This is a genomic window from Vibrio sp. Of14-4 (genome assembly GCF_022347625.1).
Taxonomy (GTDB): Bacteria; Pseudomonadota; Gammaproteobacteria; order Enterobacterales; family Vibrionaceae; genus Vibrio; species Vibrio pristinus.
On the sequence record NZ_JAKRGI010000001.1, the window covers coordinates 421007 to 444800 of the forward strand.

The following is a 23794-nucleotide window of genomic DNA, read 5'->3' on the forward strand; positions in this document are numbered from 1 at the left end:
TTTGAGGAATGTAAAAATTTCACTCAAGCCGGCTTTACTATTGCTAGGGTCGGTACGAATCGCTTTAATAGTGATTAATGCTATCTTTTGTTCTAAAGGGCTAGTACCGGAGGGTGAAGTATGATTGTTGTCGCGCGCTTTTCGTTTCCGCATGAAGCGCATATTGCGAAAGCGAGTCTGGAGGCAGCTGGTATTGAAAGTTGTATTGCTGATGAGCATACGATCAATACGCAGTGGTTGTACTCTAATGCAATCGGGGGTGTGCGCTTGATGGTTGCTGAGCAAGATCTAGAGCAAGCTGAGAATATTCTGAGCACTGACTTTTCAGATGTATTATGTGCTGAACAAAGCGCCACTTCACAAGATCATTGCCCAAAATGTGATAGTGTAAAAATTGAGCCGTTTACCAAAGGTAAACGCTCGGCGTTTTTGGTATTTATACTTCTCGGATTTCCATTGTTTTTCTACAAACATGGATATCGATGCAAGGAGTGCGGGCATTTTTGTGAAAATGCGAAATAGCTGAATTATTGGAGGGATTTCCAATGAAGATAGCAGTGGTGTTGGGGACGTCGAAAGCAGATGGGAATACACTTTATTTGGTCAATCAGTTCGTTGAACTGACCCAAGCTGAAGTGTTTGATTTAGCGGATTACAAAATATCGTATTACGATTATTTTCATGAAAATCGCAATGATGACTTTATCCCACTGATTCATATGTTAAAAAATTATGATCATATTGTCTTTGCTTCCCCTGTTTATTGGTACTCGATGTCCGCGCAACTCAAGGTCTTCTTTGACCGACTTTCTGATTTATTGACCATAGAAAAATCTCTCGGGCGCAAGCTACAAGGGAAAGAAATTTCTGTGCTTTCTACTGGTCATGAGCAAGAATTACCAGATTGTTTTATTGAGCCATTTGAACTGACCGCTGAATATATGCAATTTGTGTTCAGAGGCTTTGGCTACCTTCCTGTCAATAAAGAAAATAACCTCTCGAAAGCAAATGCAATCGCGCAATGGTTCAGTGAAAGCATTTGCCACGAATCGGTTGATTAACCTTCGTCTGTCTTTCGATATCTATATACGGATCATGGTAATGTATTGATTTTTCGTTACTTCTAGCACAAGATGCGAGTCTTGTATTAAGACTTAAAGAGCGGTTAATGATTACAATTCGTCAATACAAGCCTGAAGACGTACAGGCACTATGGGAAGTGTTTTTCTTCACTGTTCGCAATATTAATATCCAGCACTACTCTCAGCAGCAGGTAGAAGCATGGGCGCCAGATTACTGGAATCAAGAGGTTTGGCAGGAAATAATGTTGCAAATCAGCCCCTACATTGCGGAAATTGATGGTCAGGTTGCAGGCTATACGGATCTGCAAGACTCTGGTTTGATTGATCACTTTTTTTGTCACTATAAGTTTCAAGGGAAAGGTGTCGGTCGTGCAATGATGGAATATGTTATAGAGCAGGCCAAGCAACGTGGTATCTCAAGACTTTATTCCGAGGTCAGTATCACCGCTCGCCCGTTCTATGAGCGTATGGGATTTAATCTTGTGCGTGAGCAACAAGTCGAAATGCGAGGCCAACTTATGACCAACTTTGTTATGGAGCAATATTTATAGTGAGGTTGTAAATAAAGCGGGGGAATAGCATGTCTGATGAGTTGAATAGTGGTCTGGATAGCAAGGGTTTTATAGTAAATCCTTGCTCATTGGATTATCTTCAGTCAGAGTTTAAGCCTTATCTTAAAAATACAATCCAAACTCTTGAATCCACATTTGAGAACCAACTACATAGCGTATATCTATATGGCAGCGTTGCGAGAGGAAATGCGAAAAAGTATGTGTCTGATTTAGACATTTCATTAGTATTTCGGTGTCCGATAGAACCAAGTATCGTCGAGGAGCTATCATCGATCAAAACGCATTTAGAATCTCAAAGTCCCATACTATCAAAGATCGATTTTGATCCTGGTTATTTGGAACAAGTCCTCAGCCCTAATGAAGTATATCGCTGGCACTTCTGGCTCAAGCATTGTTGTTGCTGTGTGTGGGGGACCGATTTATCCCAGCATTTTGCGCGTCAAACGCCAAGTATAAATATTGCTTTAGCACTTAATAACGATCTTGGTACTTTTATGACTGAGCAGCGCTCGAAGGTGGATCAGTGTAATCAAAATACCATTGGAAAAATATTAGCAAAAAAAATGTTGCGTACTGCTTATACACTTAATGCTCACAAAGATAACAGCTGGCATACGGAGTTAAACCGTTGTGCTGATGTTGTACGATACTATTACCCAAATCATGTTCGATATATAGAACTCGCTATGTGTATGGTAACTTCAAGCGAAGCGACGGTAGATGAAATTGATACCCTCATTAACGGTTGGGGTAATAAGTTATGTGGGCAAATCGAATTACTTGAAAGTACCTCACTCAATTCAAGTGCAGACAAGTCAGTTGTAAAATAAATGTTACAACCATGGTCTGTGTTTCCCTTATCCTCATGAAGTTTTTTGACAAAACAATCCTGTGTTACGTTTTGTTTACAAAATCCACGTATTTTTCTGATTTAATAATTTGATGGTCTTTTATTCCCTTAACGTAAAAGTTAGTACAAGTTAGATAGAAAAGGACATCAAAAAATCACAGAGGAAAAAACAATGACTCAGGAATATAACCCACTAGGAACAGATGGATTTGAATTTGTCGAATACACAGCCGCAACCGAAGAGGGTATTGGTCAACTAAAAGACTTGTTTGTTTCTTTGGGTTTTGCAGAGATTGCTAAGCATCGTTCGAAACAAGCATGGCTATATCGCCAAGGAGACATCAGTTTCATTGTTAATGCTCAACCACATAGCCAAGCCGAAGAATTTGCCAAAGTTCATGGCCCGTCAGTCTGCGGTATGGCATTTCGTGTAAAAGACGCCTCTGTTGCTCTGAAGCACGCACTTGACAACGGCGCAGAGGAATTTAAAACCGAAATTGGGCCTATGGAGCTGAGTATTCCCGCTGTCTATGGTATCGGACAAAGCTTACTGTACTTTGTTGATCGCTATGGTAAGAAGAGTATCTATGATGTTGATTTCAACTTTTATGATGATGCCGACGAGCGCTTGAAAAAGGCGGATGTGGGTATGTATGAAATTGACCACCTCACTCATAACGTTAAGCAAGGTAATATGGATACTTGGGCTGGTTTCTATGAGCGTATCGGCAACTTCCGTGAAATTCGCTACTTTGACATTGAAGGCAAGCTAACCGGTTTAGTCAGTCGAGCCATGACCGCGCCTTGTGGCAAAATTCGAATTCCTATCAATGAATCTTCTGATGACAAATCGCAAATTGAAGAATTTATTCGTGAATACAATGGTGAAGGTATTCAGCATATTGCAATGTCAACAGACGATATTTACCAAACGGTGCAGACACTGCGTGACCGAGGCATGGATTTTATGCCAACCCCAGATACTTACTATGAGAAGGTGAACTCTCGAGTAGAAGGACACACTGAAGATGTTGATAAGCTTAAGGAGCTACAAATCCTAATTGATGGTGCGCCTATGAAAGATGGGATCTTACTACAAATATTTACTCAAACTGTGATAGGGCCAGTCTTCTTTGAAATCATTCAGCGTAAAGGGAATGAAGGATTTGGTGAAGGCAACTTCAAGGCACTGTTTGAATCAATTGAAGAAGATCAAATTCGCCGAGGAGTGTTGAGCGATGCATAAGTGGATTACATTCCCTCACCGGGAGGGAGTGTGCTCCAAGCAGGCGCATGCAGATTTTCCGGAAGAGGCTATATATGAGCGTGAAACAGGCCGAAGTGGTTTCTTCGGACCTGCCTCACATTTTCATCATCAACATGCTCCAACGGGTTGGATTGAATGGGAAGGTGATTTGCGCCCAAGAGCGTTTAACTTCAATTTGGTAGAAAAAGCGGCGCAAATGTCGCCGTGGGCTGTACCAGACCTACTGTTCAATAACGATTGTAAGATTCGCACTTGGCGTCTTGAAGAAAAGATGGACTTTCTGGTGCGAAACGCTGATGGTGATGAACTACTTTTTATTCATCAGGGTAAAGCGGATTTGTACAGTGATTATGGTCATCTGACGGTTGGTGAAGGCGATTATGTTGTCATCCCGCGTTCGACTAACTGGCGGATAGAACCTTTAGAACCTTTGTTCATTTTGATGGTTGAAAACACTGATGCTGCTTACTCACTGCCAGAGAAAGGTATGGTAGGTAATCATGCGGTCTTTGATCCTGCAGTGCTAGAAGTACCATCAATCAATCAGCAGTTTAAGGATCAATATTCCGAACAAGAAACACAGGTTCAAGTCAAAAGGCATGGTCAGGTGAGCGTGATCACTTATCCGTTTAATCCTCTTGATGCCGTTGGTTGGCATGGTGATTTGGCAGTAGTGAAACTGAACTGGCGTGATATCAGACCACTAATGTCACATCGATATCATTTGCCGCCGTCTGCACATACAACGTTTGTTGGAGCAGGCTTTGTTGTCTGTACCTTCGTCCCTCGACCAATAGAAAGTGATCCTGGTGCTCTGAAAGTGCCTTTCTATCATAATAACGATGATTATGATGAAGTCCTTTTCTATCACGCAGGTGACTTTTTCAGCCGAGATAACATAGAAGCAGGTATGGTGACATTCCATCCGGCAGGTTTTACTCACGGCCCTCATCCAAAAGCATTTCAAGCAGGCAGAGAGTACAAGAAAAAGTTCACTGACGAAGTGGCTGTAATGATAGATACTCGCCATGCACTGAGCTTTAGTGATGAAGCGCAATCGGTTGAGAATCAGGAATACGTGTACAGCTGGAAATCACACCCTAGTAAATAACAAAGAGAATTATAATGAAGTTAGCCACCCTAAAAAATGGAACTCGTGACGGCCAACTGGTGGTCGTAAGCAAAGATCTTAGTGTTTGTTCGGCAGTCAAAGATATTGCCCCTACGCTTCAATTTGCGCTCGATCAGTGGGCTAAAGTTGAGTCGCAGTTGAATGAAGTTTACCTTGCCTTGAATGAAGGGCGTGTTGCTGACTCAATGCCTTTTAACCAAGAAGCTTGTGAGTCACCATTGCCGCGTGCCTATCAATGGGCCGATGGCAGTGCCTACGTCAATCATGTCGAACTAGTACGCAAAGCGCGCGGCGCAGAAATGCCGCCAAGCTTTTGGACGGATGCGCTGATGTACCAAGGTGGTTCCGATGCCTTTATCGGGCCTCGTGATGATATTCCGGTTGGAAGTGAAGAGTGGGGAATAGATTTCGAAGGCGAAGTTGCGGTGATAACTGATGATGTTCCTATGGGCGCAAGCCTTAAGCAAGCGGCTAATTCAATTCGCCTTATCATGCTGGTCAATGATGTCTCTTTACGTGGTTTAATTCCTAATGAACTGGCCAAAGGGTTTGGTTTCTTTCAGTCAAAACCTTCGTCGGTATTCTCTCCAGTTGCGGTGACGCCTGATGAATTAGGTGAAGCATGGGATGGAGGCAAAGTTAGCTTACCTTTACTTTCCTATTACAATGATGAGCCATTTGGTTGCCCTAACGCTGGCGTGGATATGACCTTTGAGTTTCCGCAGTTAGTCGCGCACGCAGCCAAAACTCGACCTCTTGCTGCTGGTGCGATTGTAGGTTCGGGCACGGTATCAAATAAGCAAGGCACTGAATTTGGTACTTCAATCCAAGAAGGTGGAGTAGGATATTCATGTATCGCAGAAGTACGTATGATAGAAACCATTCGCGATAGTAAGCCCTCTACGCAGTTTATGAAGTTTGGCGATACCATCAAAATAGAGATGAAAGACAAAGCAGGTGATTCTATTTTTGGCGCTATCGACCAGAAAGTGGTGAAATACTAATGCCTAATATCACGCTTTATGGCTATTGGCGTTCATCAGCGGCGTATCGAGTTCGAATCGCATTAAATTATAAAGGGCTTGCGTATCAACAAAAATCCATTCACTTGGTCAAAAATGGCGGCGAGCAGCATACAAGTGACTTTAAGTCGTTAAATCCAAGCCGGCTTGTTCCCGTCTTAGTTGATGGTGATATGCAGCTTAATCAGTCTCTAGCGATTATCGATTACCTTGATGAAATGTATCCAACAGCTTTATTGACTCCGTTGGAAAAACAGAAGCGCTACCTAGTTAAGGCTATGGCTCAGGACATTGCAGTCGATATTCATCCATTAAATAACCTCAGAGTATTACAATATTTGACGGGAGAGTTGTCGCTGGAAGAACCTTGCAAGTCCGATTGGTACAAACACTGGATCCTACTCGGATTTAAAGGCTTGGAGCAAAAACTGGCTAAAAGCAGAGGAACGTATTGTGTAGGCAATGAAGTGAGTTTGGTTGATATTTGTTTGATTCCACAGGTATATAATGCTGAGCGCTTTGATGTTGACCTGACTGGTTTTCCAATAATAAGAGAAGTTTCTGCTGCATTAAGAGAGCTACCCGCATTCATTGACGCTGCGCCAGAAAACCAGCCTGATGCTGTTATTGGATGACAGCTGAGTTGTAGCAAACGTCTCCTTGTCACAACATGATTAGCTAGCCACCTTTCACTATCTTGGTAGGTGGCTGCCCATCTACACTTTTACATCCTGCACTAAAGTTATACCCGGCGACTTAGATGACTTTCTCTATGAGCTGAAATTTTTGGGTTTTAATGCAACCAATGAGCAGCTTACGCTCTGTACTATATTTTCAGCAGTATTGCCTATTATTACTCCTTCTATTCCCGTACGTGCCAATGTGCCCATCACCAGAATATCAACCTCTTTTTCTTCAACACATGCAGGAATTTCATCATCTGGAGCACCATGAAGTCGATGAATGGTGATATCGCCTCCAATACCCGAATCATCGATTAATGCTTGTAATGCGACGGAATGTTGCTGCTTAGCTGACGTTATATGATTATCCAGCTCTTCTTCCGAGGGTTTAAACCATACATTATCTTTTAAGTAGCTTTCTAAAACATACTCCCAACAGGAAACAATATGAAGCTGGCCATCACAGTTGTCGGTAATTGTGCGGCCCAGTCGTAGAAGGTCAATAGAAAGCCTACGCTCTTCTTCTGTTGTTGCATTCGCATCAATAGCTACGGCAACTCTTTGCTGATCAGTAGGTTTATTGGTTGGACGATTTAGCCATACTGGACATGGACATTTACGCAATAAGTTCATATCAATAGCACGCAAACCCAAACTATTAGTTTTGTTCGACTCCGCTTCTTTGATGACCAAATCAATATTGTGTTTTTCGACATAACGAATGGCTTCAACATCCGGCTTTTCGGCCACAATCAGCTCGACTGCAATATCCATATCGTTTATGGACAGCAATAAGCTACTTTGGATTTGACTTTGCAATGATTCAATTAGCGAACCTTCATAATGTTCTTGATATTCGTGCATATCATCAGGAAGGTGCGGGCAAACGACAAGGCCTGTCAATTTAGCTTGGTTCCTATTGGCGATGTGAATGGACTGAGCAAGGGGCTCATTATGATCCATCACACCTTTGGTTAAGAACAGTAGATTGTTGAACTTTTTCATAGCCACCTCCGTCTCGTTTAAGTTTTAACGCTCAGGGCCCAAATTGCCATTTTTAAAAACAATATTGTTAATATTGGGAGCGTTATGGTGGGTTGCAAATTGATAGTTATGAGAAACGCTATATTGTTCAAACTACAATATAGCGCTGATTTTTATGAAGTAAGTTCAATGGCCTTGTTTTCATTTTTCTCATGACTTATTGCTTGTTCATAGCAATACGAAGACAATATGCCCCAAGCAATTACATTGACTATAAAAGCTTTGATAAGATTCATTGGATTGAGAGGGATGGCTTGAAAAACAAAAAACGTACATAGACTTGCTGCAACGCCAACTAAGATACCTCTAATGTGCCATCTTTGCGTATTAAACCAAGGCAAACAGTACAATAATGCCCACAAGCCGCCCCAAAAGACTTGTTTATAGACAAAAAGGTGATCCGGTGACGCTAGTCCTTGCAAGGGATTAATAAGGTAGATTGCCAGTGCATTGGCTAGGCTTCCGATAAAACCAGCTCCTAGCGCGATAGTGATGTTTTTGGTCATAGCTCTTGTTCTCCCTCTAATTGGATAAAATGTCATTAGCGACCACAGTACTCTACTCACCCAAGTAGCCATGGTGATTATTACTAATACTTTGAACTCAAATACGAGAATCAAGGTAAGAGAGAACAAGATAATTCGTTTGTAATTTCATATAGTTGGCTAAACGCCACGAAAACTTGATGAGCATCTAATTTTTGGCCTAATTAAATGGGTAAGTGATATAGAATTGCAGTAAATTTACTCCTTATCAATGCAGTTTGGTTGGAGCACTGATGGTAATTAGAAAAGCAGTCAAGAAAGATGCAAAGACACTTTTGCAGTTTATCAAGCTTAAAGCAGAGTTTGACCGAAGCATGAAAGGTTTTTCAGGCGAAGTGGCTGCCACTGTTGAAAAAATTGAGCGTGCCTTGTTTGTCGATACTCCTTATGCTTATGCCTTATTACTTGAGCTTGATGAAGCAGTATTAGGCTTCGCTTTGTATCATTATCGGTATTCTTCTTTCAGCGGATATGCATCAATCTGGCTTGATGACTTATTGGTGCTAGGAGGTGAGAGATCGAAAGGATATGGCCAGCAGCTTATGTTAGCGATGAGAGAACAGGCTGATGCAGAATTAGTATCACACATAGCGTGGACAGCCAGTCCCTATAACATAAGGGCGCATGACTTTTACAAAAAGCTTGGTGCAGAGATCGAACGAATGGAAGGCCAAAGGCCTTATTTTCGTTGGGAATTAACTTAAGAGGTGGAATAGGTTTATTCCTATTTTTATGATAAATCATTTGCCATCTAGCCTTGTATTAATCGCTAGGTGAAAATCACCATACGATATATTTAAAAGTCAGCAATAAATTCTATTTATTACCGTTAGGAATCATAATATGTCACAGCATTCAGCCGTTATTCGCTGGGTACGAAATGAAGACGAGATATTTAAAGACAATCAATACAGTCGGGCGCACATTTGGGAATTTGATGGTGGACTATCGATACCAGCATCTCCGTCCCCGCATGTTGTGCCATTACCATTATCTAATGAATCTAACCTTGACCCCGAAGAAGCATTTGTTGCAGCTTTATCTAGCTGTCATATGTTAACCTTTTTGTCGATTGCAGCTAAACGTAAGTATGTGATCGATAGCTACACAGATGAAGCAGTTGGCATTCTCGGAAAAAGCAGCAAGGGTAGAAAGGCAATTACAAAGGTTACCTTACGCCCACATATAGTGTTTTCTGGTGATAAGGTTCCTACCAATGACCAACTGACTAAAATGCATCACCTGTCTCATGAAAACTGCTTTATTGCCAATTCAGTAAACACTGAAGTGGTAACTGAAATTGTGAACTAATAAACACAGGCGTCAATAACTCATTGTTGGCGCGTCTCTGTCCTTCGTAACCCTCAAAACTAGCCCCCATCAAGCAATAATATCTCTTTTGTCACTTTAAATTTTCTTATTTGTGATTTTAATCTGGATATTGCACTTATACCTGACTATTTTGTTAATGTTGATATGCAACTTGTCACAATTTTGGTTGCTCCTATCAACTCACGCGTCAGTAGTAAGGCTTAATGCAAACAACAAGGAAAAGAGCACAATGAAAACTACTCTCTGCTCTGGCTTGGTGATCTGCGCTGTTGCTGTTTCTGCAAATACTTATGCCGAACCAAAGAACGAAGTCGTAAACCAATTAGCACTTGGGTGCTACTCCATCCAATCACCTCACAATGGAACTTTTCTAACCAAGTATGATAAAGGAGGGCCTGTTAATGATGGGCTGAGTTACCGGTTTGAAGCTGTACCAATAGCTGATGCAGAGCGGTTTTACATGAAACCGACATCGTTTACGAATTACTTTTTGACCGATAGAGAAGGGCGATTTCTTGCCAGCCATTTGCCTGCACAGATAGGTGCAGGGCGATATGTTGGCAGTTTTGCTGAGTGGAGTATCTCATCAACTGAAATTGCAAATGAGCAGCGGTTTGGATTGTATAATAAAGCTTTGAATATGGGGCTAAGACACAATTGGCAAGATGGAGGCCTCTATTTCTTCGACTTACTGAACCCAAGACATAAAACCAGCGAAAGAGAGTTTTTGCTGGTTGAGCAAACGGGTTGTAAAGCCTTTCCTGAAGTTGAGGTCAATGTTACCGGTGACCGAACTGCGCTAGCCGGAGATGTTAATAAACCGATTAGAGGGTATGTGGATCCTCATACCCATATTACATCGTATGAGTTTATGGGGGGCAAAATGATGCATGGCAAGCCGTTTCATCCGTGGGGAGTAGAAGAAGCGTTGAAAGACAGCGCTGAAGCGCATGGCCCTGATGGATCGCTTGACATTATTGGTAACTTGCTGGCTTTCAATGATATTACGCATAGATACGATACCCGAGGTTGGCCTGATTTCCCTTTTTGGCCGAATCATAAAGAAATGAGCCATATGGGATACTACTACAAGTGGATCGAACGCGCGTATTTATCTGGTCTTAGGTTAATGGTGAGTCATTTAGTGGAAAATGAAGTACTTTGCCATATTCAATCGACTGTAAATCCTGGTTCTTGGATAAATCCAAACAGTTGTAACACTATGGACAGCATACGCTTACAGATCCAAAGGCTCAATGAGATGCAGGACTATATAGATGCTCAATCGGGTGGGGTTGGTAAGGGTTTCTTTCGTCTGGTGACTTCACCCAGTGAGGCTCGCCAAGTGATTGCCGAAGGAAAGATGGCGGTAGTCATGGGCGTTGAAGCGTCTGAAACCTTGAACTGTGGTAAGAAGGATATATGTAATCTCGAGACTATCGAAGCTGGGCTCAATGAGCTTTATGACTTGGGAGTAAGAATCGTTTACCCCACTCATAAATTCGATAATCAATTGGCGGGCTCTCGGGTTGAACATGAGTTTATTAATATCGGCCAACTACTATCGACAGGCTATTTTTTTGAAACTAAAGAGTGCGATGCTGACACTGGGACGGACAAACATTTTTACCCAGGTTTCCCTTTAATCGGCCAGCTTCCCTTCATCAAACCCATTCTTGATGCAGCTGGTTTAAATCCTCAATATGATGAGAGCATTTTGCATTGTAACCAGCATGGCTTAAGCACACTTGGTGAATATTTAGTTAATCGAATGATAGATAAAAAAATGCTGATTGAAATGGACCATATGAGCCCAGACACGGCTACGGCGGTGATGGATATTGTTGAGCAGAGGCAATACAGCGGGGTCATTTCATCTCACAGCTGGATGAATACATCAAGAGGTGGCGGACTTCACCCCAACACCAAGCGTTTGATTCATGCTGGTGGCTTTGTCGGACCCTACAATGGTGACGCTTATCAAATGCAAATTATGGTATCTAGGTATCTTGATGAGTTAGAAAAGACGTCTTATTTGGCTGGAGTTGGTATTGGCACAGATATGAATGGCTTAGGCACACAGCCGGGACCTAGGTTTGATGTATCCACTAATCCTCTCAATTATCCTTACGTGTCGGAATTTGGATTAGTGTTTGACAAGCAAGTTTCAGGTAATCGGGTATTTGATTTTAATCAGGAAGGAATGGCTCATTACGGTATGCTGGCCGATCACATTCAAGATATGCGAGAGCAAGGTTCTGCTCGAGTATACGAGGCGGTTATGAACTCAGCAGAAGCTTATATACAGATGTGGGAGAGGTCAGAAGCGAATAACAGCGAGCCTTATATAGAGGCAGTTAAAGTTAGCACGACTGAACAGAGTACAGAGTTTCTATTGAGCCCGAGATTCACAAAAGAAGTGCCAATTTATTAGAGCCTAACCTGTAAGCGTACATACTGTTATTCGGTATGTACGCGTTCCAATCTCTACAATCATTATGCTTCATCTAATTTAATGAACGAGCGTCTTTTTCTTGCTGCTGGATCTCAGCTGCATTAAATTGGCGAACATCTAATTTAGCAATGTCGTTACACTCTTCACACGAGTGATGGCAAAGCCCATCTATATATTCATGTTTGGTGACCATACTGAGCTTTTTGCACCAATCGCAAACACCTTCAATAGTAAACATCCTTCACCCCTAAACCTATTCTACGGTGTTATTTTCGGCGCGAATTATTACACGGCCAATAAATAAAAGTTAACTATTTGTTATGCGAATTGCGAAAGGAATCGATTACGTAACGTCATGAATTGATTAGGAGAGGTTGGGGCTTATCACCTTTGAAGTGGGGCATTAACGTGGTGAAGGATGATTCTAAGTGCGCCATTCAGTCTCTTCATCTCTTCATCACTCCCTTTTAAATCTGGGTGATAGATCTTACACAGCTGCTTGTAGCGAATCTTGATATTCTTTTCACTGGGAATGGAATTAATCTTAAACCCAAAAAGTGCACAGGCGAGTGAGAGCTTCTGATCTTTTTCCGGCGCTGTAGGATTGAGTCTGGCCTTAGCTTGCTGCGGAGAGGAAGAGGACTGAATCTTTTTGAATTGTCTGTAGAGGGTTTCTAATTGCTTTTTTTGCTGCCTAAGCTGATGGTTTCTCTCTGCTAGCTTTGTTTGTAATTCACGTTTTTCGTAGTCTGAGTCTGTTTCTAGGGCGCTTGATTGAATCGAAAAGTTGCGTAGTTTTAAGTGGTACCAGATGATTATCATTAAAAGGATGAGGGAAAAACCCAATAGTGCATAGATTAAGCTATCATTATTGACCGATGAACCTAATACTTTTTTAGCTATAGGGTCAATCTTAAGGCTTAGATCGTCGAACTGAATTTCTAATTGCTCTATTGATGATATTTGCTTGGCTCTCTGAGCGTTAAATTTCTTTTCCAGCACTCCCGAGTAGGCTTCCTCCGCCTTTTCATTGCCAGCGGATGCAGTTCTATACCACACCTCAGCTAAATCTAGTGTCTTGGGTAGTTGAGGCAAGCTTTCATAGACTTTACCCAAATTGATTTGCGCATCTGTACTGCCTTCAAGAGCTAAACGGGTCAACCAGTAGATGGCTTCTTGGATATCACGTTTTGACGCTCCGTCTTCAAGGTAAAGGGAGGCCAAACGAGCTGCTGCTTGAGAGCTACCATTGTTGGCGGCTTGTTCAAACCAATATAACGCATCGACACGTGAGGTAGGCGAAGAGGTAGTGAGATACTGCTCAGCAAGGAGAATTTGCGCCTCAACGTCGTTGTTCTGCGCTTTAGCTGTTAAAGCGTCGATGGATTCTGCCATACAAAAAGAGCAGAACAGAAGCAGTGAAAGGCTAACAAATTTCAATGTATCCCTTTACGAAACAAGCAGAATGACCTGACCTATAGTGTAATGTATTTATTGGGTAATGAGAAAGGTACAGTAGTAAGTCAAGTCAATACGTTTTATTTAAGCGGAAGAATTTTAATTTCTACACGACGATTACAGGCTCTACCTTCGGTGGTAGTGTTAGTGCAGATAGGGAAGCGCTCCCCATTACCACGAGCGATGGCTCGGCCAGAAGCAACGCCCTGAGAAATGAGGTAGGAACGGACCGATTCGGCTCTCTTCTCAGATAGTACTTGGTTGCTAGTATCGTTACCTGTACTATCTGTATGCCCTTCAATAACGAGGCTTGTGTCAGGGTACTCAACCAAGATTTTGGCGACACCTTGCAGGGTTTTGTGAATGCTAGTGTCGAGATTGTATGCGCTACTTTGAAATCCAATACCATTTTCCATACGTAGCAATAGTTGATTCTCACCAACACGCTCAACTTGTACACCGGAATTTAGTAATGATTTTCTTAAAGCGGCTTCCTGCTGGTCAAAGTAATAGCCAACACCACCACCGATAGCAGCACCACCTGCTGCACCTATTAATGCATGCTGACGGCGTTCGGTAGCGTCGTCCCCTGTCGCTAGACCGACAGCCACACCCGCTATTGCACCCAGTAATGCGCCCTTAGTCGCAGAGTTGGTCTCACTCTCACCTGTTGTTGCATTTTCACGTTGGGTTGCTTGGCAACCAGAAAGAAGACTTGTTACCATCACTGCTAAAGCTAATTTATTCACAAAACATCTCCATGTAGAATCATTGATTGAATGCGCCCACACCCGACTGTGAGAGCAAAGCAATTAATGCTACAGTTGATATTTATGTCAATTATATATGTATCAATTTACTGAATATTTACTGACCTCAAACATAAGTGGATGAAATTTAGCCGCCTTGTGCTGATTACTGTGAGTGTTTTCGTAACATTTTGGGTGCTTGCGCGCCGTCGATAGGTCTGCTTACTGATACAGAACGACCTTTTTTCAAGCCGACTTCATAGTCTTCGGTTAGGTTTTTCATGGCTTCCTTCAACTGTTTCTTGAAGGTTTCGCGATCTATGTTTTTAAACTCTTTATCTATGTAATCGTCGATTTTTTTGCAAGAGTCTTCATCAGGATTGATCATCGGCAGCTTTTCGAGTGCCCCTTCGACCCACCCAGAAATAAATGAGTTCACGCGGCGGGTAACTTCGGTGTTAGAGGTCCCTGTTCCCGCAAAGCTGTTACGAAACTTTCCAGTTTGTTCGTTAAGCTCTCGATAAACGATATCAAATGCGAAGGCTGCAAAGATAGCGCGATCTGCTTCGCCAATAAACTCAGCTCTTTTTAATCCTTTATGATTAGTAAGTACTGCCTCTACGCCAAATTTAGTGTTAATTCCGCGAATAATACGCAACAAGGTAGAGCTGATGTTGGAGGGTAGCAGGTGTGTCGATTGAGTTTTACCCATTTTGATGAATTCAATATCATCTTTGTCTAAGCCATATTTAAGCATCAGACGATGTGCCATTTTTATCGCATTGGCAGCTTCGTTAACATTGGCAGAGTTACCAAGTTCAAGACATTTAGCGATCTTTTTTAGGGCTTTTTGTTTATCCATCGACAACAGAAAATCTCACCGTTTCTATAGAAGTCGGGTATTTTAACTCTTCTGACATTAAAACGGAACTCTTGAAGCTAGAATCTTAGTGACGGTGCATAATTAAGACAAACAACAGCCGCTCAGTATGAGCGGCTGTAGATATAGTGTGAGAACCTAAATGCCGAGGTCATCCATTAAATCAGAAGCTTGTGTATTTGACTTTTCTTTACCGTCTTTTTCTTCTTTCACATCCATGAGTGCCTGCTCCAAAATAGCGTCAGGGCTTTCCTCTTCATGTGATTCGAATTCTTCAAGCTGAATAAACTCTGTTTTGTCCATGGCGAGTTCAAGATAGAAAATATTGCCCGTTTCGGTGGAGAACGTTACACGTCTCGCCTGAGGGCGATCAAGGTTGGTATCGACTGACAAGATAACTTGCTTGTTGAGTGTAAGCATTTTAGGTTGGTTTTGAGTGATGTGCGTCTGGAGGTCTTTGCGTATTTGGTTGGTGAAACCACCAACTATCTGATTCATAAGCTCACCGAGTACATCTGCCACTTCGTCTGAGGTGTGTAATGTCGCTAATTCTTCTTCTGGCATGCCCATATGGCGCATGTAATTCGTATAAAGTTCTAATGCAGCTTTTGAAGTGAAATTGATGACAACCAAACCGGAGAAACCGCCATCGAACAGAACAAAGCAGCCGAAATCAGGCTTTAAACCTGTTTTAGTGATTTTTTGTACCATGGCAGAGTAATGGATATCTGAATTACTCGCTTCGCTCAATATGGTTGATACGGATTGGCAAAGTTTTAAAAGAATATCTTCTGTAGTGATGATTTGATTTTTTTTCATTGATGGCTCTCTTGTAAAAGACATGTGCTAACTAATCCATAATGACTAAGTGTGGATAAGAAATTAGATAAGCGCCATTTTCAAATCGTATTTATGTTTTATTCGCCGTTTCAAATGTTGTAAAGTGACGAAAATCAAAAAATATTATCCGTTTATTAGGACCCTTTACTGTTAGGAATAGTGAAGTAGGGGCAGGAAGCAAATGTTACCAAGATTACACTCACAGTCTGATGTTGATCCGCTTGTACTCGGTTTTCTCAAAGACCTCAAAAATGAAGGTTTTGAAGGCGACATCGAAAGTCAATATTCTAGCCGTTTAGCGGTCGCCACCGATAATAGCGTATATCAACAGCTCCCTCAGGCTGTTGTGCATCCTAAATCGACTCAAGACGTCGTTTTATTGAGCAGGCTCAGCACACAAGAAAATTATGAGCGGATTACTTTCTCGCCTCGTGGCGGTGGAACTGGGACGAATGGTCAGTCTTTGACTCAAGGAATCGTTGTTGACCTTTCTCGCTATATGAACAAGGTGCTTGAAATTAATCAAGAACAGGGTTGGGTAAGAGTTCAGACTGGGCTTGTTAAAGATCAACTAAATGATGCCATAAGGCCTTATGGCTATTTTTTCTCACCGGATCTTTCAACCAGCAACCGAGCAACGATTGGCGGCATGATCAATACCGATGCGTCTGGACAAGGCTCATTAAAATATGGAAAAACGTCAGATCATGTTTTGTCCGTCCAGGCGGTCTTTGCAGATGGTTCGTTGCTCGAATCCGATATGTCTGATGGTAGACCGAATGAAGAAGGTTTGGCTCATCGTGCCTTGCAAGTCACCGAAAAAGTATGTCGTGAAAAGCGAGATCAAATCAAAGCAAAATTCCCACCACTTAACCGTTTTTTAACCGGATACGATTTAAATAACGCCATTAACGAGCAAACAGGCGAGTTTGATATCACCCGAGTTCTCTGTGGTGCTGAGGGGTCTTTAGCATTTCTCACTGAAGCCAAACTTAATCTCACCCCGATCCCTAAAGTAAGAGTTTTGGTGAATGTTAAGTACAACAGTTTTGATTCTGCACTGCGTAATGCACCTTTTATGGTTAAAGCAAGCGCATTATCGGTAGAAACTATAGACTCCAACGTGTTGAATTTAGCCAAACAAGACATTGTATGGCACACGGTAAGTGATTTATTGACCGATGTCCCTGGTAAAGATATGCAAGGGATCAACATGGTGGAGTATGCTGGTCATGATGTTGAGGAAGTTGATCGCCAACTCAAGGCTTTGACCGAAAAGCTCGACAACATGATTGCCAGTGAAGAAGCCGGGATCATAGGTTATCAAGTCTGTCGAGACTTATCGAGTATCGGGCGGATATACAACATGAGAAAGAAAGCCGTAGGTTTACTCGGCGCTGCTAAAGGGCGTGCTAAACCAGTAGCGTTTGCTGAAGACACTTGTGTACCTCCCGAAAACTTAGCCGATTTTATTGCTGAGTTTCGTCAATTGCTTGATTCTAAATCACTGTCTTATGGTATGTTTGGTCATGTTGATGCAGGGGTTTTACATGTACGTCCAGCTTTGGACTTGTGCGATCCTAAGCAAGAAGTGCTCATGCATGAAATCTCTGACCAGGTGGTTAAGCTTGTGTCTAAATACGGTGGCTTGATGTGGGGAGAGCATGGTAAAGGCTATCGCTCTGAATATGGTCCCGAGTTTTTTGGCGATGAGTTATTTACGGAATTAAGGCGAGTGAAAGCCGCTTTTGATCCACATAATAAAATGAATCCAGGTAAGATTTGCACACCTCTTGATAGCCAAGCTGAATTGGTCAAAGTGGCAGGGATTAAACGGGGTTATTACGATCGTCAGATCGATGTAAAGGTTCGTGACAGTTTTAAACAAGCGATGGAATGTAATGGCAACGGGCTTTGCTTTAACTATGATACGTCCTCACCCATGTGCCCTTCAATGAAAGTGACGGCTGACAGACGCCACTCACCAAAAGGGCGAGCGGGCCTTGTGAGGGAATGGTTAAGGCAGCTCACCGAGCAGGGTATCGATATTCTTGATCTCGAGAAGAAAGCGCTTACAGATACAGTGTCGATAAAGTCTATGATTGAGCGAGTAAAAAATTCTCTAACCAAGCATAGAGACTATGATTTCTCGCATGAAGTGCTGGAAGCTATGAATGGTTGCTTGGCTTGTAAAGCGTGTGCCAGCCAATGCCCGATTAAAGTTGATGTACCAAGCTTTCGTTCTCGATTTCTGAATATTTACTACTCGCGATATCAACGCCCCGCAAAAGACTATCTTGTTGCTAATATTGAGTCTCTACTGCCGTTAATGGCAAAGACACCGAAGCTTATAAATGGTGTTTTGGGTCAGTATTGGGTACAGAAATTGACTACTTCTGTGGTCGGCTACACAGATCTTCCTTTGATGTCTGTACCGACACTTGACGCAAGAATGAGCATCTATAAAAGATTTAATTTGGACGAAATGACACGCCTATCTGCTGATGATAAGGCTAATCATGTGGTTATTGTTCAAGACCCGTTCACCAGCTATTACGATGCGGATGTCGTCGAAGACTTTGCAAAACTGCTTGTTAAACTCGGAAAAACACCCGTGTTACTGCCATTTAAGCCTAATGGCAAAGCTCAACACGTTAAGGGCTTTTTGAAGCGATTTGCTCACACAGCAGAAACTACAGCGGACTTTTTGCGGCAAGTCGCTAACTGCAATCTATCCATGGTTGGTGTTGACCCCGCACTTGTCCTTTGCTATCGGGATGAATATAACGAAGTCTTGGGAGAAAAACGAGGGGATTTCGAAGTACTCAATGTTCACGAGTGGCTAGAACCGAGACTCGAAGAGTTTGAAGCTACTACTTCGAAATCAACACAACCTTGGTATTTGTTTTCTCATTGTACTGAGAAGACAAAAATGCCCAATGCTGAAAAAGAATGGGGCAGGATATTCACTCATTTTGGGGCAAGCCTAAACACTGTGCCAGTGGGTTGTTGTGGTATGGCTGGAACCTTTGGCCATGAGGTCGACAAGCTTGAAATGTCGCGGGATATCTATGGTTTAAGTTGGAAACTCCAGATAGAGCAGTTGCCGAAAGATCGATGTCTTGTTACGGGCTATTCTTGTCGAAGTCAGGTTAAGCGGTTTGATAGCACTAAAATGCAGCATCCATTGCAAGCACTACTAAAGATTGTGTGAATCATCTGGCCCAGCACGCTGTGCTGGGCTATTTTTTATATAAGTCAGTCAGGTTGGTATGGGATATGAAAAGTCTTGAAAGAAAGCTTCCTCCACCACTTGTTTTTATCATTTTGTGTTTAGCGATTAAGTTTACCAGCGAAGAATTTAATACCTTGTCTGTTAATTTGCCGTTTGCTCACATCGTATTGATAGCATGTCTTGTCGTATCTGTGCTTGTTGGTTTTGCGGGTGTGTATGAGTTTAGAAAAGCGAAGACAACTATTAATCCTATTCAGGTAAAGCAAGCGTCCAAGGTTGTCGATACAGGTGTATTTTCGTTTACTAGAAATCCAATGTACTTAAGTATGTTCGTTTTGTTGTTTGGTTTTGCTTATTGGCAGCAAAATATCTTAAGTATGCTGATTACATTTATTTTTGTATTCTACATTAATCGATTTCAAATTTTGCCGGAGGAAGCGGCTTTAGAGGAGTTATTTGGAGCAACCTATGTGGATTATAAGCAGCGTGTTAGGCGTTGGATATAAAAGTCCCACATGGTTGTGGGACTTTTATTCTGCTAGCTTAAGCTGCTTGATTGAGCTGTGCTAGAAAGGCTTTTTTACGTTCGTTGAAACGAGATACTAGCCCATCGATATCGTCTTGATTGTATTCTTTTAGGCCGCTAGCGACCATTCTTTTTATGCCTTTTCCGACGACTTCAGTTTCTTGCTTAAAATCAAAATTTAGCGTGACCACTCCACGCTTGCCTTCGACATCAAATGTTGCACCGTTAAACTCTACTTCTGGATTAGAGATATTTAAGCGGGAAAACTCTACTTCCATACTCTCGTAAATCACGAGTGGACGTTGGCAATTAATCATCATCTTTTGTTCTTGCATTAATGGAACCATGATGTGAGGAAAATTCATCCCCGAAAACTGGACATAGTTTGTCACAACATGCTCGATGAATGCGGGATCACGATTGATATCTCCCTCGCGTGTCATTTGAAGGTACTCTTTACCATTGCAATCGACAACACTCGCTTGCTTGCTGCATTTATTATCAATGTGAAGAGCAATGCCTTCACCGACCATGCCTGAGAAATCGAACCGCATCTTCTGACTGACGCCTTCTTTTTTAAGCAGGACAGCAAACAGAAGATCTCCGGGCACGCAGAAGCGCTTATTGTCTTCATCATGAATTGGATTGAAGTCACCAGCGACCACCTTAGCAAAGTGGCTTGCCTGCTGACGGGTGAATTCGAACTGTTTGTCGTTGCTTGAAAAGTAAGGTTTTAAAAACATGAGTTACGCTAATTTGCCAAAACTGAAGTGAATTATATATGAGGTTTTCGATTCAATGGTCCATCCAGTGACAGGTGCCATTAGTTACAATCTCATTTGAGCGTGCGAAAGAACAATAGAGTTTAGTTCGCTACTTTGACTTTGTTCAAAAGAATAAGTATGCAATCTCTTAAAAAGCTGTGCGATATAAACCATAACCAGTAGTTATGACTTTATATTTAATTGTTTCATATGTTATAAGTCAATTGATTTAAATAATTTTCAAATATGGTTCACTTGTTAAAAAATAAGCAGGTTTCGAGCATGTGTTTTTATAAGGCACGTTAGGGGTCTTTTATAAATTTTATTGTGAATTTATTTAATTTTAAAATTTTTATATCAAAAACTAAGGACCAAAAGCTTAATTAATAGTTAAAGGTCGGAAAGAGTTTCCGCTTTTTATATTCAATTCATAGCTATAGATAGGGTGTTGAAGATATTTGATCGTGTCTTTTTTCTTAATGATATTTTTGAATAAACATCACATTTTATTTATTGATATCAATTGTATTTATATTTAGGCCAGTTTTTTAGGTCCTTATTTCTATGAAACAAATAGTTTCTTACTATTCCATAAACTAATCGAATATTTTAGTTTAATAGGTGTGGAAGACTACCCATTAGGAATTTATTCGTAATAGCGAAGAAAGCAGCTTTAATCTAATTAGGAAAAAATATGAAGTTTCGACAACTGGCACTCATTTGTGCCATGGCGTCTCCTTACGCGAATGCGTTTCAGGTTTGCAATATAGGTGAGGAGTATGGGGTGCTTGAAGGCCAAGGTTTGCACCAATTACGTAAATCAAATTATCAAGCATTCAGTGAAGATATCACACCAGAGCATTTGTTTACCTCAAACCCACTGCATAAGTCGGATGTTAAACCCTCATTAATCGAAGCGGAAGATGTATATCCACAGACATCGTCATTGCTTGATGCTGGTCCTGCAAGTACTGTGATTCTTGAAGCAGAAGAAGCGACAAGTTTGTTAAAGACAGTCGGTCGTTCGACAATAGGAGCGGCAAAAGGAGCACTTGAAGTGCTAGGGCCAGTGGGTGATGCTGTCATGGTTGGTTTGTGGGCCAATGACGTTGCCAAGTCCTTTGAAGACGAGACCAATACCAGTTACGACCGTTTTGCAACTGTGATGAGTCTGATTGATTGGTTTGGTGTTTTAAAGCTACCTGAGCGTGAGATAGACCGTCAAATACTCGTCTCACGCTGGAACAAAGTTGCGGCGGGTGAACATTACAGCTTCAAGGTTCACAATGATATTGTGACGCAGCAAGATAAAAGAGACAAACAACACTGGGCAGACTTATCTAAAAATCAACAAATGATGCTTGAAGGGATTGCGAAAGGTTTTGCTACAGATGTCGCTCTTAAATATCAGCAGTACTACCAAGAAGCAGTTATAGGGCAGACTCAACTGGTTGAAACCTTGCTTAGCGCCGTTGAGGAAGAGAGATACAAGTCAATCTCAAGCAAACTGTCCCTTGAAGAATCTGGAAGAAGAGTTTTTTCAGCTGACTTTGCATCATCTTGTCAAACTGAGGTTGATACTATACTCGCGCTTTATCCTGAGCAAGAGGTCAACAATGAACGTCCACCAGCTATCCCTTCAAAGCGTCAGGCTAATCGTGCGCTTGCGGATTTGCAACATTGTCAGCAAGACCAATTAGACGCGGCACTGTCTTTACTCGATAGAGTAAGAAATGATGGTGTTGAAGGACTTGAGCGTCAATCTATGCACAGGCTATATCAACAAGTCCTAAATGCAAAAATCAGCATTGTTGAAACCGCTGCACAGCAGTTAGAGGGAATGAAGAGTCGGTTGATTACAGAAATGCGTGCAGAAGGTCGAGAAGCCATCGAGAACTTGTTCCAATCAGGAGCGGTAGAATCTGCCCATAGATATTTTATTGAGCAAGCTGACTATGTAGCGATTGATGAAATGTCTCGGAGTATTTTCGGTCGACCAGCAACGTCTGCCGAGCTTCGTCAAAAACATTTTGTAGTTCAAGAAGGCTATAGAAAGTGTACTAAAATAGGTATCTTAGGTGGAGATCCTAATTTTAGAGGATGTACTCAATACACATGGATTCCCGCTGAAATTGAGCGATATGATTCATCAAAGGATGCGGTGATATCACAGATGGTGATGCCAGATAAAGACCATATTAAGCGCGTGTTTGATCGCTCTTTACAAAACTTAATCGACAATGGATGGAGTTCTCAACAGGAAGAAGATTGGTTTGAAAAGCAAATTCTAAATTTCTCAGAGAAGCAAAGAACTGTACAAAAAGCTCAGCAGGATAAGTCGAATGTATTGCGCTGGCTATTTGATTCCTCATCAGCATTAGAGTCTGAATGTGGCAGCGGTAATGCGTGTGCTGGGTGGTCAGCAGAATATCTGAGCAAAGAAAACTTATCTCGTGATTCGTCTTTACATCACATTGCTAATTGGTATACACGCAATAAAGACTCAGGTTACTACGTCCACTCAAAGCGTGTAGAAAAGCTAAATAGCTTGATTCCAGATGCTTTAGAGAGTGAATGGCAAGCTAACCATATTAAAGGTTTTTATAGTTATGTATACCCAGATAGTTTTGATCTAGATAAACATGCCCCCTTGATTGCTTCTGCGCTTAAGAACTCTAATCTTGATGTCACTAATTTAGCCTCAACACTTGATTTAGCAAAAGGGATTGTTAAAACACATATCACTGAGGCTTTGAATCGTGCTGAGCAGCATGATGAAGGGTGGTTAAACGAGCAGATTGGTGATTTTCATCGTTACATTTCAATTGTCCATGCGCAGAATACTTCAACAGGACACTATGCTTCTGGTGAACAGGGTGTGACAGGTCTTTTCTCAGAACCTTTACCAGCCCATCAATTGCGCTACCTAACATTAGATACATACAAGAGTATTGATGGTGAGCAGCCAAGCTATTATTACTCCACTAATAATTATGATGAGATGAGCTACGACACACGCTTACATTTTTCTATTGATGCTTTATTTGGTTCCAGCTCAGAGCTGGCTAATAAACTGAACCAGTTAAAGCAGGTTAACGCTAGGTTTACTGACCAGCCGGGTCGTACTTGTTTGATTGTTTATCCACAGCTTAAAGAAGCACTAATGCAAGTGTCAGCAAATGAAAGTCTTTATTGGTTGACCCCCGTATCTGATTGGTTTGATAGCTTGACTCGTCGCCAGTTTAAATTATTCAGCACAATTCGATTTGCCGTGATGAAACAAAATGAACTTAACATTGGCTGTGACCTTAGTCCAAATAACCCTGAATATTGGCGTTAAGAAAGGATATTAATAGAT

At 41.7% G+C, this 23794-nt stretch carries 22 protein-coding genes; 14 read left to right on the plus strand and 8 right to left on the minus strand.

Features of this window, described 5'->3' with window-relative positions; all coding sequences use genetic code 11:
• Positions 1-120: 120 nt before the first annotated feature.
• From MHN79_RS01940 to maiA, 8 genes are all read left to right on the plus strand, one after another.
• Positions 121-522, plus strand: a complete 402-nt coding sequence (locus MHN79_RS01940) for a DUF2007 domain-containing protein (RefSeq protein ID WP_239171456.1) — start codon at positions 121-123, stop codon at positions 520-522.
• 23 nt (positions 523-545) lie between these two features.
• Positions 546-1061: an NAD(P)H-dependent oxidoreductase gene (locus MHN79_RS01945; RefSeq protein ID WP_239171457.1), complete on the plus strand. Its 516-nt coding sequence runs from the start codon at positions 546-548 to the stop codon at positions 1059-1061.
• Between the two features lie 107 nt (positions 1062-1168).
• Positions 1169-1633 (plus strand): GNAT family N-acetyltransferase, encoded by a 465-nt coding sequence (locus tag MHN79_RS01950; protein ID WP_239171458.1) that lies wholly within the window; start codon positions 1169-1171, stop codon positions 1631-1633.
• 29 nt (positions 1634-1662) lie between these two features.
• Positions 1663-2484 (plus strand): nucleotidyltransferase domain-containing protein, encoded by an 822-nt coding sequence (locus tag MHN79_RS01955; protein WP_239171459.1) that lies wholly within the window; start codon positions 1663-1665, stop codon positions 2482-2484.
• Positions 2485-2676: 192 nt separating this feature from the next.
• Entirely contained in the window at positions 2677-3750 is a 1074-nt protein-coding gene (hppD, locus tag MHN79_RS01960) for a 4-hydroxyphenylpyruvate dioxygenase (RefSeq protein WP_239171460.1), read from the plus strand.
• Positions 3743-4882, plus strand: coding sequence for a homogentisate 1,2-dioxygenase (locus MHN79_RS01965; RefSeq protein ID WP_239171461.1), 1140 nt, complete (start codon positions 3743-3745; stop codon positions 4880-4882). Before hppD ends, MHN79_RS01965 begins: the two co-directional genes overlap by 8 nt.
• Positions 4883-4896: 14 nt before the next feature.
• Entirely contained in the window at positions 4897-5907 is a 1011-nt protein-coding gene (locus MHN79_RS01970) for a fumarylacetoacetate hydrolase family protein (protein ID WP_160927157.1), read from the plus strand.
• Complete coding sequence (gene maiA / locus MHN79_RS01975) at positions 5907-6560, plus strand: maleylacetoacetate isomerase (RefSeq protein ID WP_239171462.1); 654 nt, start codon at positions 5907-5909, stop codon at positions 6558-6560. The genes MHN79_RS01970 and maiA overlap by 1 nt, the downstream gene beginning before the upstream one ends.
• A 135-nt stretch (positions 6561-6695) precedes the next feature.
• Here maiA and MHN79_RS01980 read toward each other — a convergent pair whose 3' ends face one another.
• Positions 6696-7613, minus strand: a complete 918-nt coding sequence (locus tag MHN79_RS01980; protein ID WP_239171463.1) for a universal stress protein — start codon at positions 7611-7613, stop codon at positions 6696-6698.
• A gap of 152 nt (positions 7614-7765) precedes the next feature.
• On the minus strand, positions 7766-8158 hold the full coding sequence (locus tag MHN79_RS01985) for a hypothetical protein (RefSeq protein WP_239171464.1): 393 nt from the start codon (positions 8156-8158) through the stop codon (positions 7766-7768).
• A 272-nt stretch (positions 8159-8430) separates the two neighbouring features.
• Here MHN79_RS01985 and MHN79_RS01990 point away from each other — a divergent pair, with 272 nt between their 5' ends.
• The 3 genes from MHN79_RS01990 (at position 8431) to MHN79_RS02000 (ending at position 11963) form a co-directional block, all read left to right on the plus strand.
• Complete coding sequence (locus MHN79_RS01990) at positions 8431-8901, plus strand: GNAT family N-acetyltransferase (protein ID WP_239171465.1); 471 nt, start codon at positions 8431-8433, stop codon at positions 8899-8901.
• 139 nt (positions 8902-9040) lie between these two features.
• Positions 9041-9508: an OsmC family protein gene (locus tag MHN79_RS01995; RefSeq protein ID WP_239171466.1), complete on the plus strand. Its 468-nt coding sequence runs from the start codon at positions 9041-9043 to the stop codon at positions 9506-9508.
• 250 nt (positions 9509-9758) lie between these two features.
• Positions 9759-11963: a membrane dipeptidase gene (locus MHN79_RS02000; RefSeq protein ID WP_239171467.1), complete on the plus strand. Its 2205-nt coding sequence runs from the start codon at positions 9759-9761 to the stop codon at positions 11961-11963.
• 73 nt (positions 11964-12036) lie between these two features.
• On the opposite strand, the gene MHN79_RS02005 is transcribed toward MHN79_RS02000, so the two are convergent.
• The 5 genes from MHN79_RS02005 to MHN79_RS02025 all read right to left on the minus strand — a co-directional run bounded on the left by MHN79_RS02005 (position 12037) and on the right by MHN79_RS02025 (position 15890).
• Positions 12037-12222 (minus strand): hypothetical protein, encoded by a 186-nt coding sequence (locus MHN79_RS02005; protein WP_239171468.1) that lies wholly within the window; start codon positions 12220-12222, stop codon positions 12037-12039.
• A 146-nt stretch (positions 12223-12368) separates the two neighbouring features.
• Entirely contained in the window at positions 12369-13424 is a 1056-nt protein-coding gene (locus MHN79_RS02010) for a tetratricopeptide repeat protein (protein ID WP_239171469.1), read from the minus strand.
• A gap of 98 nt (positions 13425-13522) precedes the next feature.
• Entirely contained in the window at positions 13523-14167 is a 645-nt protein-coding gene (locus tag MHN79_RS02015; protein WP_239171519.1) for an OmpA family protein, read from the minus strand.
• A 190-nt stretch (positions 14168-14357) separates the two neighbouring features.
• Positions 14358-15053: a DUF2786 domain-containing protein gene (locus MHN79_RS02020; RefSeq protein ID WP_114785457.1), complete on the minus strand. Its 696-nt coding sequence runs from the start codon at positions 15051-15053 to the stop codon at positions 14358-14360.
• A gap of 156 nt (positions 15054-15209) precedes the next feature.
• The gene (locus tag MHN79_RS02025) at positions 15210-15890 is read right to left on the minus strand and encodes a DUF3334 family protein (protein WP_239171470.1); all 681 of its coding nucleotides are present in this window, start codon (positions 15888-15890) and stop codon (positions 15210-15212) included.
• Between the two features lie 202 nt (positions 15891-16092).
• Here MHN79_RS02025 and MHN79_RS02030 point away from each other — a divergent pair, with 202 nt between their 5' ends.
• On the plus strand, positions 16093-19125 hold the full coding sequence (locus MHN79_RS02030) for an FAD-binding and (Fe-S)-binding domain-containing protein (protein WP_239171471.1): 3033 nt from the start codon (positions 16093-16095) through the stop codon (positions 19123-19125).
• A gap of 65 nt (positions 19126-19190) precedes the next feature.
• Positions 19191-19652, plus strand: a complete 462-nt coding sequence (locus MHN79_RS02035; protein WP_239171472.1) for an isoprenylcysteine carboxylmethyltransferase family protein — start codon at positions 19191-19193, stop codon at positions 19650-19652.
• Between the two features lie 37 nt (positions 19653-19689).
• Here the strand turns inward: MHN79_RS02035 and MHN79_RS02040 are convergent, their stop codons facing one another.
• Positions 19690-20415 (minus strand): DUF3581 domain-containing protein, encoded by a 726-nt coding sequence (locus MHN79_RS02040; RefSeq protein ID WP_160927181.1) that lies wholly within the window; start codon positions 20413-20415, stop codon positions 19690-19692.
• A 715-nt stretch (positions 20416-21130) separates the two neighbouring features.
• Between MHN79_RS02040 and MHN79_RS02045 the strand changes: the two genes are divergently transcribed.
• Positions 21131-23776, plus strand: coding sequence for an ELKS/Rab6-interacting/CAST family protein (locus MHN79_RS02045; protein ID WP_239171473.1), 2646 nt, complete (start codon positions 21131-21133; stop codon positions 23774-23776).
• Positions 23777-23794: the final 18 nt, after the last annotated feature.